The sequence below is a fragment of the Lactiplantibacillus modestisalitolerans genome, from assembly GCF_005405425.1.
Taxonomy (GTDB): Bacteria; Bacillota; Bacilli; order Lactobacillales; family Lactobacillaceae; genus Lactiplantibacillus; species Lactiplantibacillus modestisalitolerans.
In genome coordinates, this window is record NZ_BJEA01000008.1 from 100,974 (window position 1) to 117,933 (window position 16,960).

Below are 16,960 nucleotides of genomic sequence, written 5' to 3' on the forward strand. Positions count from 1 at the left end.
CACTTTCACTGTTGCCACCAACTTCTTATTTATTTGTTTCACGTGAAACATCGTCCGAATGAATATCAAGTTGCATATAATTGGTGGCCGTATGCTGATGCACGTGCACGACCCCCATGTTAATTGCTAATACTATTAATAAAACCACAAATGCTAATAAAAACAAAGCCTTATAGGACCAATTATCAATGATTACCCCACCGAATAACGGGCCCAAGGAGCGCCCTAACGCGCTAAACGCTTGCACTAAGCCTTGATAACGGCCCTTGGCAGCGACTGGTGATAACTGACTGACCAGCGTTGGCATGGCCGGTGACCAGGTGGCCTCCCCAATTGTGAGTAAGACCATTGCAAAAATAAAGTGCGGGTAATCGTGCGCGCTGACGAGTGATAAAAATGATAGTCCGACAAATAACATGCCGAAGAAAAATTGATAATATAAGTTTTTAATCCGGTCACCCAGTAAACTAAGAATACTTTGAATGACCACCAGTAAACCGGCGTTGACCGTCCATAAAAAGCTATAATTGCGTAGCGGCATCCCCAAGTTCGTCATGTAGACGGAGAGGTTGCTGACCCATTGTTCGTACAGTAGCCAAATAATAAATAGACTAATAAAGAAAGTCCAAACCATCCAGAAGTTGGGTCGCGGTAACCGGATGTTTTTTTCCTGCCGCGGGTCGACCCCGGTTACGTTAGAGGAATCCACGTTATATTCAAACAACGCAATAATCAGGAAAATAACGAAGAGGCCGGTCGTCATTGAGAACAACAACGCCATGCCCATACTATAAACGATGCCGACAAACATCGTCCCGAACACGACCCCTAAATTGGCCGCTAGGTACATCAAGGTAAACGTTCGCCGAACCTTTTGGCGTGGTACGCTGGCTGCTAAGGCGTTAAACATGGTGTTCAACCACCCAGCCGCAAAACCGGTCACGACCAGTAAAATCGGGTACCACGGCCAACCGTGCCAAAAGATCAGCATGAAGTTGGCCGCCCCGTTCAATACAATTCCCATCAGTAATAAATAATACGGATTACTGCGGTCAAAGATGCGGCCCCCAATCGTACTGGCCAGGACGTTCGCCACTGAATTTAACAGTAACACGACCCCGGTTTCGGTCAGGGACTTTCCCAAAACGTTATGCATATAAATGGTCGTTAATGGCCAAATAAAGCTCATTCCAATGTTATTCATAAACTGCCCGGCAATTAGCCAGGGCGTTGCGATTGCTTGTTTACGTGCCATTGCACCACCACCCCGTTCACAGACTCTAAGTTTCATCATAGCAAAATTTCTCAAAAATAACAGGGCGTTTGTGAGAATCCAGCTAAAACGGCTCGATAATAGGTGGTACTAAGACTGCCGCCAGTAGCGGGTGTCACCGGTTGGCTGGAACACTGCGGGCATCGATTTGAGCTCACTCAGAAAAACCACTGAGCAATCTCAAATTCGAGCCTTATTCTAAGCCGGAAGCACCCCACTTCCGGCCAAGAATAATTTCGCAGTTGAGCCATGGTGACCCCCACTACTGGCTAGATTTACCTTCATATGAAGTTTTGCGGCGTAATTTAACAAATCTCAATTAATGAAGATCATCCCACAGAACGATTACTAAATTTAGTATCATCTTGCTTACTCATTTCGGTAATCACAGCGAACTGATTGAAAATTAAATTGGTAACCTTCCTGGCAGCTCAACACCAAGCATCATGGTCCCAAATAAAATGGACCCCCAGCCAAAACTGAGCGTCCATTTTGATTAACCTTGTTGCGGGTCCTGCGCGTAAGAAACTGACGAAAACTTGTTGAACGGTTTGACGAACAACAGTTTAACGGTTCCCCGCGCCCCGGCCCGGTTTTTTTCAATAATAACTTCAACTTCACCAACGTCTTCGGAGGCATCTTCATCGCGGGGATCACCGCCATTAAAGTCACCACCGCCGCCGTTAAAGCCGCCACCGCCACCATCATCGTCTTCATCACCGCGATCATAATAATCTTCACGGTACAGGAAGGCAACGATGTCGGCATCTTGTTCGATTGAGCCGGATTCACGAATATCAGATAATACCGGGCGCTTATCTTGCCGTTGTTCCACGCCCCGGGAAAGCTGGGACAGGGCAATAACGGGAATGCCTAATTCCTTGGCTAGCTTTTTCATTTGCCGCGAAATTTCGGAAACTTCTTGTTGCCGACTTTCGGTATTGCCCCCTTCAATCAGTTGGAGGTAGTCAACGACGATCAGGCCCAGGTTACCCTGTTCCTTAGCCAGCCGCCGACTCTTGGCCCGAATTTCGGACATCTTAATTCCGGGGGTGTCGTCAATGTAGATACTTGCTTTGGACAAGCTCCCCATCGCCACCACCAGGTGTTCCCACTCTTCTTCGTTTAACTGCCCGGTCCGTAAATGACCGGCGTCGATACTTCCTTCCGCACACAGCATCCGGTTAACCAGCGATTCAGCCCCCATTTCCAAACTGAAAATGGCGACGGTCGTATCGGTCTTGGTCGCTACGTTTTGGGCAATGTTCAACGCAAAGGCCGTTTTCCCAACGGCGGGCCGGGCCGCCAAAATAATCAGGTTATCGGGCTGCAGGCCCGCCGTCATCTTATCTAGTTCGGTAAAGCCGGTTGGCAACCCGGTAATGTCATCATCGTTTTGGTACAACCGGTCAATTTCTTCAATCGACGCGTTCAAAACTTCGTTGATCGACTTAAAACCACTCTGATTCCGTTGTTCGGAAACGTTCATGATTTCGCGTTCAGCGTCGTCAAGTAACGTCGTGACGTCGTCATTTTCCGTGTAAGCCTTTTGCGTGATTTCGGTCGCCGTTTTGATCAACCGCCGAACCGTCGCCTTTTGCGCCACGATTTTGGCATAGTAGCCCGCGTTCGCCGCGGTCGGAACCGACCCCGCTAACTCGGCAATGTAGCTCATCCCACCAACGTCATCCAGCTGATTTTGGGCCGTTAAAAGGTCACTAACGGTCACCGCATCAATCGCTTCGTCGCGGTCATTCAGCGTGACCATGCTGGCAAAGATGATCTGATGTGCGCGCCGGTAAAAATCTTGCGCTTCGACAAACTCCATCGCTTCAACCAAGGCGTCACCATTTAAAAAGATCGCCCCGAGAACCGCCTGTTCGGCTTCAATATTTTGAGGTGGGGTTTGATCTAGCACATCATTGTTCATTAAAGTTCATCCTTTTTATTTTTCGACCACGTGGACCCGAATTTTGGCCGTTACTTCTGGGTGTAACTTAACGGGCACGTTTGTGTAACCTAATACCCGAATTGGATCTGGCAATTCGATTTTACGTTTATCTAACTTAACTTGATATTGGTCGGCTAAGGCCGTCGCAATTTGCTTGCTAGGAATTGAACCGAATAAGCGGCCGTCCGTGCCGGCCTTGGCTTTTAATTCAACAACCGTTTCGTCAGCTTCGAGCGCCTGCTTGGTTTGCTTCGCTTCCGCCAATTCTTCGGCTGCCCGGGCCGCTTCATTTTTTTGTTCAGCCTTCAAGGTCGCCACGGCGCCCTTGGTAGCAGCTTTCGCTAATCCCTTTTTAATTAAAAAGTTTTGTGCGTACCCATCCGGCACGTTTTTAATTTGGCCGCGTTGGCCCTTACCACGAACATTGCTTAAGAAAATAACTTTCATCAACTATCACTCCTAATTAGATTCTGGGGTCGGTTCGTCCGTCGCCGTCAGTAAATCGATCAGCTCCTGTTTAACTTCATCGACCGCCTTACCTTCAATCTGGGTTGCCGCGTTCGACAAGTGACCACCGCCACCCAGTTTTTCCATGTAAACTTGCACGTTGATCTCACCGAGCGAACGCGCCGAGATACCGACCCGCCCGTCTTCGCGACGCGTAATGACAAACGACGCGTCGACCCCGGACATTGACAGTAGCGAATCTGCCGCTTGCGCCGCCGTGACGGGATCGTACGCCTGGTCGTTTTCGCCGACACAGAGGGCCATATCCTGGTTCACAAATTCGACCGATTCGATCAAATGGTTGCGTTGCAAGTAGCTGTCCACGTTTTCTTTCATGAACTGCTGAACCAGTAAGGAATCCGCCCCGGCGGACCGTAAGTAGCTGGCCGCGTCGAAGGTCCGTGAGCCGGACCGCAGTGAAAACGACTTGGTATCGATCACAATCCCGGTCAACATGGCGGTCGCTTCAATTTTATTGATTGGTTCCGCGTCGTGGGACTGGTACTCGAACATTTCGGTGATCAGTTCACAAGTCGAGGAAGCGTACGGTTCAATGTAGACCAAGACCGGATTTTCGGGGAATTCTTCACCCCGGCGGTGATGGTCGATAATCATGACCCGGTTTTCGAGCCGTTCATAGAGCGCCTGCGACATCGAAATGCTTGGCTTAGAATGGTCGGCCATGATCAATAGACTTTGGTCAGTCGCCTTTTCTAACGCCTCAGCCGGTGAAATAATGGCTGCTTCGATGGTTGGGTCTGATTTTAACTGGTCAAGTAGTCGTTGAATGTCGGAATGGACGTTCTGCTCATCCAAAACGACCCAACACTGTTTACCATTCATCTCGGCAATCCGCCGTAATCCTAAACAGGCTCCAACCGCATCCATGTCGGGTTGCTGGTGGCCCTGAACAAAGATTTGGTCGGACTGGTTCATTAATTCCTGGAGCGTCTGACTGATCATCCGGGCCCGAACCCGGGTCCGCTTTTCCATTGGGTTGGTCTTCCCGCCGTAGAAGCGGGCGGGCTCGTCTTCGGCCTTCACAACGACTTGGTCCCCACCCCGTCCAAGGGCGAGGTCCATGTTGCTCTGAGCTAGATCGGCAAGGTTATTCATGTTGCGTTCACCGTAAGCAATCCCAACGCTCAAAGTTAACGGAAAGTTTTGTTTCGACGTTGATTCCCGAATCCGGTCCAAAATTTGGAATTTGTTTTCTTCGACCCGCCGTAAGCTGCTAGCGTAGCCGAGTAAGAAAAAGTGGTCGTCATCCAACCGCTTTAAGTACATCCCAAACATTTGGGTCCACTTAGATAACTCGTTCGTGACGTAGTTATTTAAGTTCGAAATATCGGTATCCGCCATTGACTGGGTAATCTCATCGTAGTTATCCAAAAAGATCTGCCCAATCACTAACTTTTCATCTTCGAACTGGTCCGTCAGTTCCGCGTACTTCGTGACGTCCATCATGTAGACGGTGTTAGTACTTTGTTGCACGCGTAAATCAAACTGATAATCTTGCCAGCGAATCGTTGTCGGGGTGTCCGCATTCGCCGTCAACGTGGCGGCCAATTCAGCGTCCACGTCTTCTAGACGGTAGCCCAAAACATCCTTATCCCCAAAATAGCGCTGCAAGTACGGATTGACCCATTCAATCGTGTCATCGGCGTTAAAGATCATGACCCCGATGGGCATCTGAATCAGGGCTTCCTGCTCCCCGCGTTTAATTCGGTAAGATAAATCGGAAATGTATTCGTTGGCACTCGAACTGAGTTCGATCAGCGTATTATACGATAAGACGCCGGCCATGATAATCAGTATTAAAATAATCGTCCCAAAAATCCAGTTCATGAGGTAGCCCGTCACCAGCATGACGAGTGATAACCCGGCAATGACTAATGCAAGCAACCGTAACTGTTCATTTTGCAAGAAGAATGGAATTTTTTCGCGCGAAAAAAATTTTTTCATTTCAAAATCCCTCAAGAGTTCTCAATAATAACTCTATTTTATCACAAACCACTAGTGGCTTCAGTCATAACTATCACTTGCGGCCCGCATCTTATCAAAGCCCGTCGTATCGGGGCTGAGCCCGTTAACGACCTTAATTAAGACCGCTTGCTACGCCTGACTAGCAATTTCAAACAGCGCTATCCAAAACAATACGAAAAAGCCACAGCGCCGATGGCTGTGGCTTTTCAAAGAGCTGAACTATTCTTCGGATACGAATGGTAATAAGCCCATGATCCGTGCTCGCTTGATTGCGATCGTCAAAGAACGTTGGTTCTTGGCGCTAGTTCCAGTAACTCGACGTGGCAAAATCTTCCCACGTTCAGAAATGAAACGACGTAATAAGTCAGTATCTTTATAATCGATGTATTCGATATGGTTTGCGGCGATGAAGTCGACTTTACGACGACGACGGCCACCTCTTCTTTGTTGTGCCATTGGTATTTCCCTCCTCGATCACGGTAGCAATGCTACTAGAATGGTAAATCATCATCCGAGATATCAATTTGGTCCCCGTTATTGGCAAACGGATCCGCCTGGTTGTTGTTGGCACTGCTTGACGGTGCACTGCTACCAGCATTGGACGTTGGGTTGCCGTTCCCGAACGGATTATTATTGTTAGCCGCTGATGATTGTTGAGGAGCTGCATTTTGGCCTTGATTACCATAGCCATTATTATTGCGATTGTTGTAATTCGAATTACTGTTACCGTAATTGTTATTACCACCACCGTTATTAGCCTGATGACGTTCAGACTCGGCCCGGGACTCTAATAAGGCAAAGTTTTCAACGACAACTTCTGTGACGTAAACTCGTACCCCTTGTTGGTTTTCGTAGTTCCGGGTTTGAATTCGGCCATCGATCCCAACAAGCGACCCCTTATGAGTGAAGTTCGTAAAGTTTTCAGCAGCCTTACGCCAAATGACGCAGTTGATGAAATCAGCTTCACGTTCCCCATTCTGGTTTGTGAATTGACGATTAACGGCAAGGGTGAACGTCGCGACGGCGGCACCACCATTTGTGTAACGTAATTCCGGGTCCCTTGTTAGTCGGCCAACAAGAACTGTACGGTTAATCATGCAGAAGTGCTCCTCTCTCAGTTAGTTTCGTTTAATTAGTCTTCGCGTTTAACGATCATGTGACGTAAGATGTCATCGTTGATCTTTGAAAGACGATCAAATTCGTTTAATGGGGTGTCATCAGTAGTCGTTAAGTTAACGATATGATAAGTACCTTCATTGAAACCGCCGATTTCGTATGCGAAACGACGCTTTGACCAATCTTTTGAATCAATTACTTCAGCACCGTTATCAGTTAAGATTTTGTCGAAACGATCAACTAAAGCTGTTTTAGCAGCGTCGTCGATGTCGGGACGTACGATGTAAGTAATTTCATATTTCTTTGATTCACTCATGAAATTTGCACCTCCTTATGGACTTCAGGCCCTTCTTCTTGAAGAGCAAGGAAAGTAATCTAAGGCTACTTAGATACTCACGAATTATAAGTATAGCATCCAAGTTAGGTTGTTGCAAGGTTTAGCTTGGCCGACGAACAAAAAGATTTTGGAATCCGTTACAACTAATAGGTTCGCCAAAAACTGATTTTTCCCGTTAATTTCCCGGGAAATAATTCAAAAAAATACGGCCACCCGGTAAAAATCCCGCGGTGACCGCAATCTTAACAAATTGGTTTAACGCAACTCATCAAGCTAGTTGTTAATTATTGTTCATCTGAGTCCGTTGGATGGGCCTCACCACTCGTTGCGTCCGGTGCATCGGCCGGTGTTGCTTCCGACGCAGCCGCCGAAGTGGCATCAACCGGACCGTCTGCTAGTACCGCACTCGCTGAATCCGCCGCACTGGTTGCTGATTCAGCATCCGCGTCAGCTTCAACTTCTGGATCAACCTTCGCCATCGTGGCTACTTTGCCACTAGCGGTTAAACGCATCAGCCGAACCCCGAGGGTTGCCCGTCCAGTTTGCGAAACCGTGCTGATATTAAAGCGAATCATGACCCCTTGGTCGGTCATCACCATGATATCTTCGGTCCCGTCAACGGTCGTTAACCCGGCAAGCGGGCCGTTCTTTTCCGTGACGTTGGCGGTCTTGATCCCTTTACCGCCCCGACCCTTAATTGGGTATTCCGCCGCGGCAGTTTGTTTCCCGTAACCTTTTTCAGTAATGATGAAGACCTTACTGTCAGGTTTCAGGATGTCAAAGCCAATCACGAAGTCGTCATCACGTAACCGAATTCCCCGAACCCCAGTTGCGGTCCGGCCCATTGACCGAACACTGGTTTCATCGAAGCTAACGGCGTAGCCGGCGTGCGTTCCGATGATCACGTTTTGATTGCCATCGGTAATCTTAACGCCGATCAATTCGTCATCGTCCTTCAACGTAATTGCCTTGAGGCCGTTGCTCCGAATATTCGCGAATTCTTGGACGGGGGTGCGTTTAACGACCCCTTTAACCGTCGTAAAGAACAGGTACTTATCCGAGTCGTTGGCGTCACCCTTGACGTTTACGACCGCCTGAATCTTTTCGCCGGAGTTGACTCCGAGCAAGTTAATGACCGGAATCCCCTTAGCGGTCCGCCCATACTCTGGAATCTCGTAAGCCTTCATCCGGTAAACTTTCCCGGCATTCGTGAAGAACAACAGGACGTCGTGGGTCGAGGTCGTTAACAAGTGCTCAATGAAGTCGTCGTCATGGACGTCCATCCCTTGAATCCCGCGACCACCACGGTGCTGCGACTTAAATTCAGTCGTTGGCAGGCGTTTGATGTAGCCGTTGTGGGTCAACGTGACCGCCACTTCTTCTTCTTCGATCAAGTCTTCGTCTTCGATGCTCAGCACTTCGCCGACCATTAATTCGGTCCGACGCTTATCGCCAAACTTACGTTGAATTTCGAGTAATTCTTCGTAAATGATTTGGTTAATGCGTTCGCGACTTGCCAAAATGGCCTTATAATCGGCGATGGCTTTCAGTAAGTCTTGATATTCACTTTCAATCTTTTCGCGTTCCAAACCGGTTAAACGAACTAACCGCATGTCCAAGATAGCTTGGGCCTGCTTATCAGATAACCCGTAGTTGTCCATTAACTGGTTTTTAGCAATTTCGCTGGTTTGCGAGTTACGAATGATTGAAATGATTTCGTCAATGTGGTCAAGTGCGATCCGCAACCCTTCCAGGATGTGGGCGCGCGCTTGGGCCTTCTTCAAGTCAAACTGCGTCCGCCGCCGAATGACGTCTTCTTGGTGTTCCAAGTAATAGTTTAAGATCTGCTTGAGACTCAGAACCTTCGGCGCACCCTTGACGATTGCCAACATGTTGAACCCAAAGTTGGTTTGCATCAGGGTCATCTTGTACAAGTTGTTTAAAATTACTGAGGCGCTTGCGTCCCGGCGCACGTCGATCACGACGCGCATCCCTTCCCGGTCACTTTCATCGTTAATGTCCGTAATGCCTTCGATTTCCTTATCGCGGGCTAGAGACGCAATCCGTTCAATCAGTTTAGCCTTGTTGACCATGTACGGTAATTCGGTCACGATGATCCGTTGCTTACCGTTCTTTTGTTCTTTAATGTCAACTTTAGCGCGGATAATAATGTTGCCGCGGCCGGTTTCGTAAGCTTTCCGAATCCCGGACTTACCCATCACGATCCCACCAGTTGGGAAATCAGGACCCGGCAAGACTTCCATCAAGTCCGCCGTCGTCGCATCCGGATTATTCATCAAGAGGTGGATTGCCGAAATAACTTCGGCCAGGTTGTGGGGTGGAATGTTCGTCGTCATCCCAACGGCAATCCCGGTCGCCCCGTTAACTAACAGGTTGGGGAACCGCGCTGGTAAGACTTCTGGTTCCCGTTCGGTGTCATCGTAGTTGGGTTGCCAATTAACGGTGTCCTTGTTAATGTCGCGTAACATTTCAACCGCGATCTTACTCATCCGTGCTTCGGTATACCGCATTGCGGCGGCGCTATCACCATCGACCGAACCAAAGTTCCCGTGACCATCCACTAACATGTAGCGGTAACTGAAATCTTGGGCCATCCGAACCATTGATTCGTAGATGGCGGAGTCCCCGTGGGGGTGATACTTTCCCATGACGTCCCCGACGATCCGGGCCGACTTCTTATACGGCTTTTCCGGCGTCACACCTAGTTCGCTCATCCCGTACAGGATTCGCCGGTGAACTGGCTTTAAACCGTCCCGCACGTCCGGCAGTGCCCGGGCTACGATAACACTCATCGCGTAGCTCAGAAACGACGTCCGCATGGTTTTGGTGAGGTTCACGTCCGTAATTCGATTATTCGATAAATCTGAATCAGCCAAAACTTTCGTCCTCCTTATTCCGTTCTACCAATCGGGTACGCGTACATACCCGTCGCACGCAGGTCAACTGCGCTTACACGTCTAAGTCCTGTACGAACTTAGCGTTATCTTCGATAAATTCACGCCGCGGCTTAACTTGGTCCCCCATTAACATCGAGAAGACCCCGTCAGCATCCGCTGCGTCTTCGTCCCGTACCCGGAGCAAGCGGCGCTTATCTGGGTCCATGGTCGTTTCCCACAGCTGTTCGGCGTCCATTTCACCAAGCCCCTTGTACCGTTGGACGACGGGCTTCGGTGATGGTGATAATTGACCGAGCACTTCGGTCAATTCTTCATCGGAATCGATGTAGCGCTTGAACTTACCTTGCCGCACTTGGTACAGCGGTGGTTGGGCAATGTAAACGAACCCGGCGTCAACTAACGGCCGCATGTAGCGGTAGAACAACGTTAGGAGTAGCGTCCGAATGTGGGCGCCGTCGACATCGGCATCGGTCATAATGATCAACTTATGGTAGTTGGCCTTGCTTAAATCAAAGTCACCACCAAAACCGGTGCCCATCGCGGTAAACAGTGAACGAATTTCTTCGTTCGCTAAGATTTTATCGATGCTGGCTTTTTCAACGTTTAAAATTTTCCCCCGGATTGGTAGGATGGCTTGCGTCAAGCGCGAGCGTCCCTGCTTAGCGGAACCACCGGCGGAATCCCCTTCGACGATGAATAATTCACTGATTTCGGGGTCCTTACTGGTGTTATCGGCTAACTTACCAGGTAAATTACTAATTTCCAGCCCACTCTTCTTACGCGTAACTTCGCGGGCGCGCTTAGCGGCAACCCGGGCCTTAGAGGCGAGCATCCCCTTGTCAACGACTTTCCGAGCAATTGACGGGTTCTCAAGCAGGTACTTATTAAAGTGTTCGGAAAATAGCCGATCAACCGCAACCCGGGCATCCGAGTTACCTAACTTAGTCTTAGTCTGCCCTTCAAATTGCGGGTCCGGGTGTTTAACACTGACGACCGCGGTCATGCCTTCCCGCACGTCTTCCCCAGAAAGGTTGGCGTCGTTGTCTTTTAGCAAGTTATTCTTGCGAGCGTAGTCGTTAATGACCCGCGTTAATGCGCGCTTGAACCCTTCTTCGTGGGTCCCACCTTCGTAGGTGTGGATGTTGTTGGTGAAGGTCATCAAGTTACTGTGGTAATCATCGGTGTACTGTAACGCCACTTCCACGGTAATCCCTTTTTGTGCGCCTTCCACGTAAATTGGTTCTGGGAAGAGAACGTTCTTGTTTTTATCTAGATATTCAACGTAGTGCCGAATCCCGCCTTCGTACAAGAAGTCGCTTTCGGTCGGTTCTTCGGGGCGGTTATCACGAATCGTGATCCGCAAGCCCTTGTTTAAGAAGGCCAGTTCCCGAATCCGGGTCGTTAAGACGTTGATATCATAAGTCGTCGTTTCGCGGAAAATATCGGGATCCGGTGTAAAGTGAACGGCCGTCCCGTGTTGGTCGTCGCCCGCTTCACCGATAACCTTCATGGGCGTCTTGACCTTCCCACGGGAAAAGTCCATGTAATAAACGTGGCCGTTCCGGGTAACTTTGACGTCCAGTTCGGAAGAAAGCGCGTTGACGACCGAGGCCCCTACCCCGTGGAGTCCGCCGGAAACTTTATAACCGCCACCGCCGAATTTACCACCGGCGTGCAGAATCGTATAGACCGTTTCCAGTGCGGGTTTCCCAGTCTTCTTTTGAATGTCGACTGGAATCCCCCGACCGTTATCGGTGACCGTCACACTATTATCCTTTTCAACGGTAACGTGGATTTCGTTGGCAAAACCTGCGAGGGCTTCGTCAATCCCGTTATCAACAATTTCCCAAACCAAGTGGTGGAGTCCTTGGCTACTGGTCGTCCCAATATACATCCCGGGACGCTTCCGGACAGCTTCGAGCCCTTCCAAAACTTGAATTTGGCTAGCATCGTACTCGCGCGCTTCTTCAAGCTTGGTTTCTTTTTCGTTCTCGGTCAATGCGATTCCTCCTCATGTAAACTGCCTTGGCTAACTTCAAATACTTTCGGCGCGTGAATTAATTGCCGCGCGACCCCGTCCAAACTCGGCGTCGTCAGGAAGGTTTGCACCTTATCCTGAATTGCCTTAAGTAAGTGGGTCTGACGCGCGGCATCGAGTTCTGATAACACGTCGTCGAGCAACAAAACCGGGTATTCACCGGTTTCGGCCTTCATCAGATCAATTTCCGCCAACTTAACGGAGAGCGCCGTCGTCCGCTGTTGGCCCTGTGAGCCGTACGTTTGGACGTTTTTACCATTAACGCTAAATTGCAAATCGTCCCGGTGCGGGCCCAGCAAGGTCGTGCCTTGGAAAATCTCCTTGGCTTGTTGCTTGCTGTACATCGTTTGGAGCGCTTGGTAGAGCTGCTCAACTGATTCGTGCGCCGTTTCCGGTACCTGGGTCACATAGTGAAAGGCCAACTGTTCCTGATCCTGCGTAATCACCTGATGGACGCCCTGCGCCCATTTTTCTAGCTGCTTCAATAACTGCAAGCGTTTATAGATGATTTCAGCCCCAAAAGCCGCTAACTGGTCAGAGAGCACCCCCAAAAAGACGGTGTCCTTACTTTGCTGGCGATTCAACTGGCGCAAATAATTATTACGCTGCTTTAAAATCGTCCGGTACTGACTCAAGTTATACAAATACTTGGGGCTCATTTGGCCAAACTCCATATCCATGAATCGCCGCCGAACGGATGGTGCGCCCTTCACGATCGATAAATCTTCCGGCGCAAACACAATCACGTTCAAGTGGCCGACGTACTGTGACAGCTTGGCCTGCTCCAGGTGGTTGACCTTGGCCTTCTTCCCCCGGCGCCCCAGCTCAAGTTCGAGTGGGACCGTGCCGGTGGCCGTATGTAACCGGCCCCGTAACGTCGCGCTTGAGGTCTGCCAGCGAATCAATTCCTTATCATTAGCGGTTCGGTGGCTGCGGGTCAGGGCCAACACGTAAATTGCTTCTAACAAGTTGGTTTTTCCCTGCGCATTTTGCCCAAGCAGGACGTTGACGCCGCGACTAAATTGCACGTCCAGATCAGCATAATTGCGAAAATCATGCAGGCTTAATTTTTCTAAATACATCTAATCAGTCGTTTCTTGATTTGAGCGAATAAAAAATGACCCGTTGTCCGCAACTTCAATCGTGTCGCCCGGATAAAGTTTACGACCCCGCCGATCATCTGGTTCACCGTTGACAAGTACGGTGGTTTCTTTTAAAAACCATTTCGCTTGGCCACCCGATCCGATGATGGCCGTTTCTTTCAGAAGCTGCCCTAACGTGATGTAGGGTGTATTGATCTCTACTGACTGTTTCACAATGTCACCTGCCTAACTTGCTGGTCTAAGCGTTTCAAGCACCGTCCAAAGTGTCCGCGGACACTTCATAACAGCTTATATTATACCGGTTTTTAAGTGAAAATTCAATTTATAACCGCGTTCAGAGCCATTTTAAGCCGATTTAACCCATTTTAATGTCAGGGTACTTGCCTAGGGGTAAATTTGCTGAAATTCCAATAAATTAGCAAAAGCGGCGAAAGCACTCCCAAAATTAGCATGTGAATTTCGGTAATTTTCCCCTGAGTAGCCCCTAGCTAAGTTCAAAGCACCCGGTTTTGGAACTGGCGCCTTAGCGGATGCCACCGCCAGCGTCAATTATTCCGAACACGGCGTATCAACCAGCATGCGGGCATTCGCAGCGGCTAAGCACTTTATACATTTATCAAAACTTCAAAAGTTACAGCAGCCTCAAAACGTCTGGTGACACCGTTTGCAGCCGTATTAATCATAAAAAACCGCCCCCGGAAATTAGCCTTTCGGGGGCGGTTAAATGTTGATTTGTATATTTATTCAGCGAGTTTAAAACGTCCGCACTGGCGTAATCAACTGAATAAAGTTTTCACCTTCTTCAGTTGGAACCAACGTAAATGGTCGTAACGCCATCGTGAAGGAAATCCGGATCATGGCTTGGCCGAATGAGCGGAGCGCTTCTTTCATGTAGTCCGGGTTAAACGAAATTTCCAGTTCGTCGCCGGTCAATTCCGCTGGTTGGAGCTGTTCGGTGACTTCCCCGACATCTGGTGAGTTCCCAAAAATCGTGATGGTCTTATCACTTGGGTTCACGGAGAAGCGAACCACGTTATTGCGGCTTTCGTGTGAAAGCAAGGAAGCCCGTTCGATGGCTGCGGACAATGCGGGGGCTTCGATTTCGACGGTCGTGTTCGATTCCTTTGGAATCAAGCGCGACGTATCGGGATAGTTGCCTTCAAGTAACCGGGAATAAAACGACGTGTTACCCAGTACGAAGAGCACTTGGTTTTCGGATAACCGCATTTGAACGTCCGGGTTATCGTCACCAATCATCCGGGATAATTCAGTCAAACTTTTACCGGGGATGATCACGTCGTAGTCGGCGTTGCTGGCATCTGGTAACTGGATTTTTCGTTGGCTTAACCGGTGGGAATCGGTGGCGACCGCTAAAAATTCACCGTTGGATAAGATAAAGTGGACCCCGGTTAAAATCGGGCGACTTTCTTGCGTTGAAACGGCGATAACCGTTTGACTGATGAGTTCTTTGAAGACGTCTCCGGCCAGGGTCACCGTGTTGGTGGCATCAATTTCTGGTAAGTGCGGGTAGTTTTCCGGGTCTAAACCGTTAATAGTAAACGAAGCTGCTCCGGAAGTGATTTGGGTTTGAAAACCGTCTTGAACCGCAACCGTCATGGTATCTTCGGGTAACTTCTTTACGATTTCACTGAAGAAACGGGCGGGTAACACAACGGAGCCGGATTCGTTAACGACTAACGTATTGTTGTCATCGTCCGCGACGATGGTCGTTTCGATAGAAATGTCGGCGTCACTCCCGGTTAAGGTAATTTCGTCGGTGGCAACGTCTAGTTTCAATCCCGTTAGAATCGGAATCGTCGTTTTAGATGAGATGGCTCGTTGCACGTTATTTAATTCTTTGATGAATGCTGATCGGTTGATCGTGAATTTCATAAGTGATCCTCTCTTCGTTGGTAGCTGGTCTTTAATTAATTAAGTTCTTAAAGTTCGTAGTAATAGTAGAGCGGTGGATATTGTGGAAAAGATTTCAAAAGATTGAATTACCGGAGTTTTCCACATGTGCATAAGTTGTGGAAAACTTTTAGACTTATTCAATTTTATCCACACTACTTTTTTAACTGGCCCTTTAAGTCGCCAACCGCTTTTTGTAATTCGGTGTCCGTTTTAAGGGCTGCTTCGATTTTATCATAGGCGTGAATGACAGTGGTGTGATCTTTACCACCGAATTCGTTCCCAATGCGGGGGAGCGAACTATCTGTCAGTTCCCGTGATAAGTACATCGCGATTTGACGCGGGGTCACAATCTGCTTGTTGCGTTTCTTCCCCTTTAATTCCGCCATGGTCACGTGAAAATACTTCGCAACCTTTTCCTGAATGATTGGAATCGACACCTCGGACAACTTGCTGTTGAGGTGCAAACTCTTCAACGCGTCGGCCACTAAACTGGTGGTGATGGGCGAGTTATTTAGCCGCGAATAGGCTTGAACGCGCGCCAAAGCGCCCTCCAGCTCACGCACGTTGGAATCAATTTGACCGGCGATGTAACTCAACGTGTCGTCGGGGATCTTGATACCTTCGAGGTCGGCCTTGTTACGCAAAATTGCGATCCGCGTTTCGAGATCCGGTGGCGTGATGTCAACAGAAAGGCCCCACTTAAAGCGCGAAACTAAGCGGTCTTGAAGCTGGGGAATTTCGTTTGGCAAGCGGTCGGAAGTTAAAACGATTTGCTTATCATCTTCATACAACGCATTAAATGTATGGAAGAATTCTTCCTGGGTCGCTTCTTTATTCGCAAAAAATTGAATATCGTCAACGAGTAGTAAATCAACGTTGCGGTACTCTTCGCGAAACTGTTCTTGTTGCTTGGTTTGAATTGCGTTAATCAATTCATTGGTGAAGGATTCACTCGTTACGTATTTTACGTTCCGGTTGGGATCCGTTTCTAACAATTTGTTACCGATAGCGTGCATCAGGTGGGTTTTACCCAGACCAACGCCCCCATAGAAAAACAACGGATTATACATGGTGCCGGGTTCTTCCGACACAACTAACGCGGCGGCGTGGGCCATTTGGTTACCCTTACCGATCACGAACGTATCAAATGTATATTTAGGGTTGAGTTTCGTTTCCCGCATAAATGTGGGGGTAGTTGCGGTCGTTGATGGTTTTTCCGCAACGTTACCGGTTGCAGCTGGCGCCTTTTGGGTCAGTTGCTGACGTTCTTCTTCCGTTATCATCACGGGCCGAATCTGCTCGTTGGTTGCCTGCATCGCAATGTCTGCGAATTTAGTGGCAAGGTTTTTCTCCCAATAGTCGCGGTGAAGATTGGTTGGGACTTCAATCGTCATCTGCGAATTATCGAGTTGGAGCGGTTTGGCCGGTTCGACAAACGTTTGAAACGTGATCTTGGACAGATCTTGTTCCATTGAGAACTTAATGAGATTCCATAAGTCATTACGTTCCAGCACGTGGATACCCCTTTTCTTAAAAAACGTAAGTCTATTCTAGCATGAACGTATCTAGTTTTCCACAGGTGGACAAATGCAAGTTGAAAGAATTCACAGGCTGTTTTTTAAAAATCCACAGCCTGTCGATAAAATTCAAAAAACGCAAACCTTTTTGAGTTATCCACAAAAATAAGTTTAAAAGCGGCCTTGCTGTGTTAGCGCCTACGCGACTTTTCCACACGATGATTATTGCCTGTGGATAACTAAATCCACAGGGTGTCAGTTTGTCAAAAAGCCTGTGCGTAATTTGTGGAACGCCAAATC

General features: G+C 48.7%; 13 protein-coding genes. All 13 read right to left on the reverse strand.

Going from position 1 to position 16,960, the window contains the following annotated elements; translation table 11 throughout:
• Positions 1 to 25 precede the first annotated feature (25 nt).
• On the reverse strand, positions 26 to 1,255 hold the full coding sequence (locus FFM79_RS05180; RefSeq protein ID WP_137642410.1) for an MDR family MFS transporter: 1,230 nt from the start codon (positions 1,253 to 1,255) through the stop codon (positions 26 to 28).
• A 514-nt stretch (positions 1,256 to 1,769) separates the two neighbouring features.
• A complete protein-coding gene (gene dnaB, locus FFM79_RS05185; protein WP_137642411.1) occupies positions 1,770 to 3,203 on the reverse strand; it encodes a replicative DNA helicase in 1,434 nt (477 codons plus the stop codon).
• Between the two features lie 15 nt (positions 3,204 to 3,218).
• On the reverse strand, positions 3,219 to 3,671 hold the full coding sequence (gene rplI, locus FFM79_RS05190; protein WP_137642412.1) for a 50S ribosomal protein L9: 453 nt from the start codon (positions 3,669 to 3,671) through the stop codon (positions 3,219 to 3,221).
• 12 nt (positions 3,672 to 3,683) lie between these two features.
• Positions 3,684 to 5,696: a DHH family phosphoesterase gene (locus tag FFM79_RS05195; protein ID WP_137642413.1), complete on the reverse strand. Its 2,013-nt coding sequence runs from the start codon at positions 5,694 to 5,696 to the stop codon at positions 3,684 to 3,686.
• 240 nt (positions 5,697 to 5,936) lie between these two features.
• Positions 5,937 to 6,173 (reverse strand): 30S ribosomal protein S18, encoded by a 237-nt coding sequence (gene rpsR / locus FFM79_RS05200; RefSeq protein WP_125072224.1) that lies wholly within the window; start codon positions 6,171 to 6,173, stop codon positions 5,937 to 5,939.
• Positions 6,174 to 6,208: 35 nt separating this feature from the next.
• A complete protein-coding gene (gene ssb / locus FFM79_RS05205; protein ID WP_137642414.1) occupies positions 6,209 to 6,814 on the reverse strand; it encodes a single-stranded DNA-binding protein in 606 nt (201 codons plus the stop codon).
• 35 nt (positions 6,815 to 6,849) lie between these two features.
• Positions 6,850 to 7,149 carry a 30S ribosomal protein S6 gene (rpsF, locus tag FFM79_RS05210; RefSeq protein WP_137642415.1) on the reverse strand — a complete coding sequence of 100 codons (300 nt, stop codon included), beginning with the start codon at positions 7,147 to 7,149 and terminating at the stop codon, positions 6,850 to 6,852.
• A gap of 305 nt (positions 7,150 to 7,454) precedes the next feature.
• On the reverse strand, positions 7,455 to 10,010 hold the full coding sequence (gene gyrA / locus FFM79_RS05215) for a DNA gyrase subunit A (protein WP_371852203.1): 2,556 nt from the start codon (positions 10,008 to 10,010) through the stop codon (positions 7,455 to 7,457).
• A gap of 130 nt (positions 10,011 to 10,140) precedes the next feature.
• Positions 10,141 to 12,087: a DNA topoisomerase (ATP-hydrolyzing) subunit B gene (gene gyrB / locus FFM79_RS05220; RefSeq protein WP_137642417.1), complete on the reverse strand. Its 1,947-nt coding sequence runs from the start codon at positions 12,085 to 12,087 to the stop codon at positions 10,141 to 10,143.
• Positions 12,084 to 13,208 (reverse strand): DNA replication/repair protein RecF, encoded by a 1,125-nt coding sequence (recF, locus tag FFM79_RS05225; protein WP_137642418.1) that lies wholly within the window; start codon positions 13,206 to 13,208, stop codon positions 12,084 to 12,086. The genes gyrB and recF overlap by 4 nt, the downstream gene beginning before the upstream one ends.
• Positions 13,209 to 13,442: a S4 domain-containing protein YaaA gene (yaaA, locus tag FFM79_RS05230; protein ID WP_137642419.1), complete on the reverse strand. Its 234-nt coding sequence runs from the start codon at positions 13,440 to 13,442 to the stop codon at positions 13,209 to 13,211.
• 540 nt (positions 13,443 to 13,982) lie between these two features.
• On the reverse strand, positions 13,983 to 15,122 hold the full coding sequence (dnaN, locus tag FFM79_RS05235; protein ID WP_137642420.1) for a DNA polymerase III subunit beta: 1,140 nt from the start codon (positions 15,120 to 15,122) through the stop codon (positions 13,983 to 13,985).
• A gap of 173 nt (positions 15,123 to 15,295) precedes the next feature.
• Positions 15,296 to 16,657: a chromosomal replication initiator protein DnaA gene (gene dnaA, locus FFM79_RS05240; RefSeq protein ID WP_137642421.1), complete on the reverse strand. Its 1,362-nt coding sequence runs from the start codon at positions 16,655 to 16,657 to the stop codon at positions 15,296 to 15,298.
• Positions 16,658 to 16,960 lie beyond the last annotated feature (303 nt).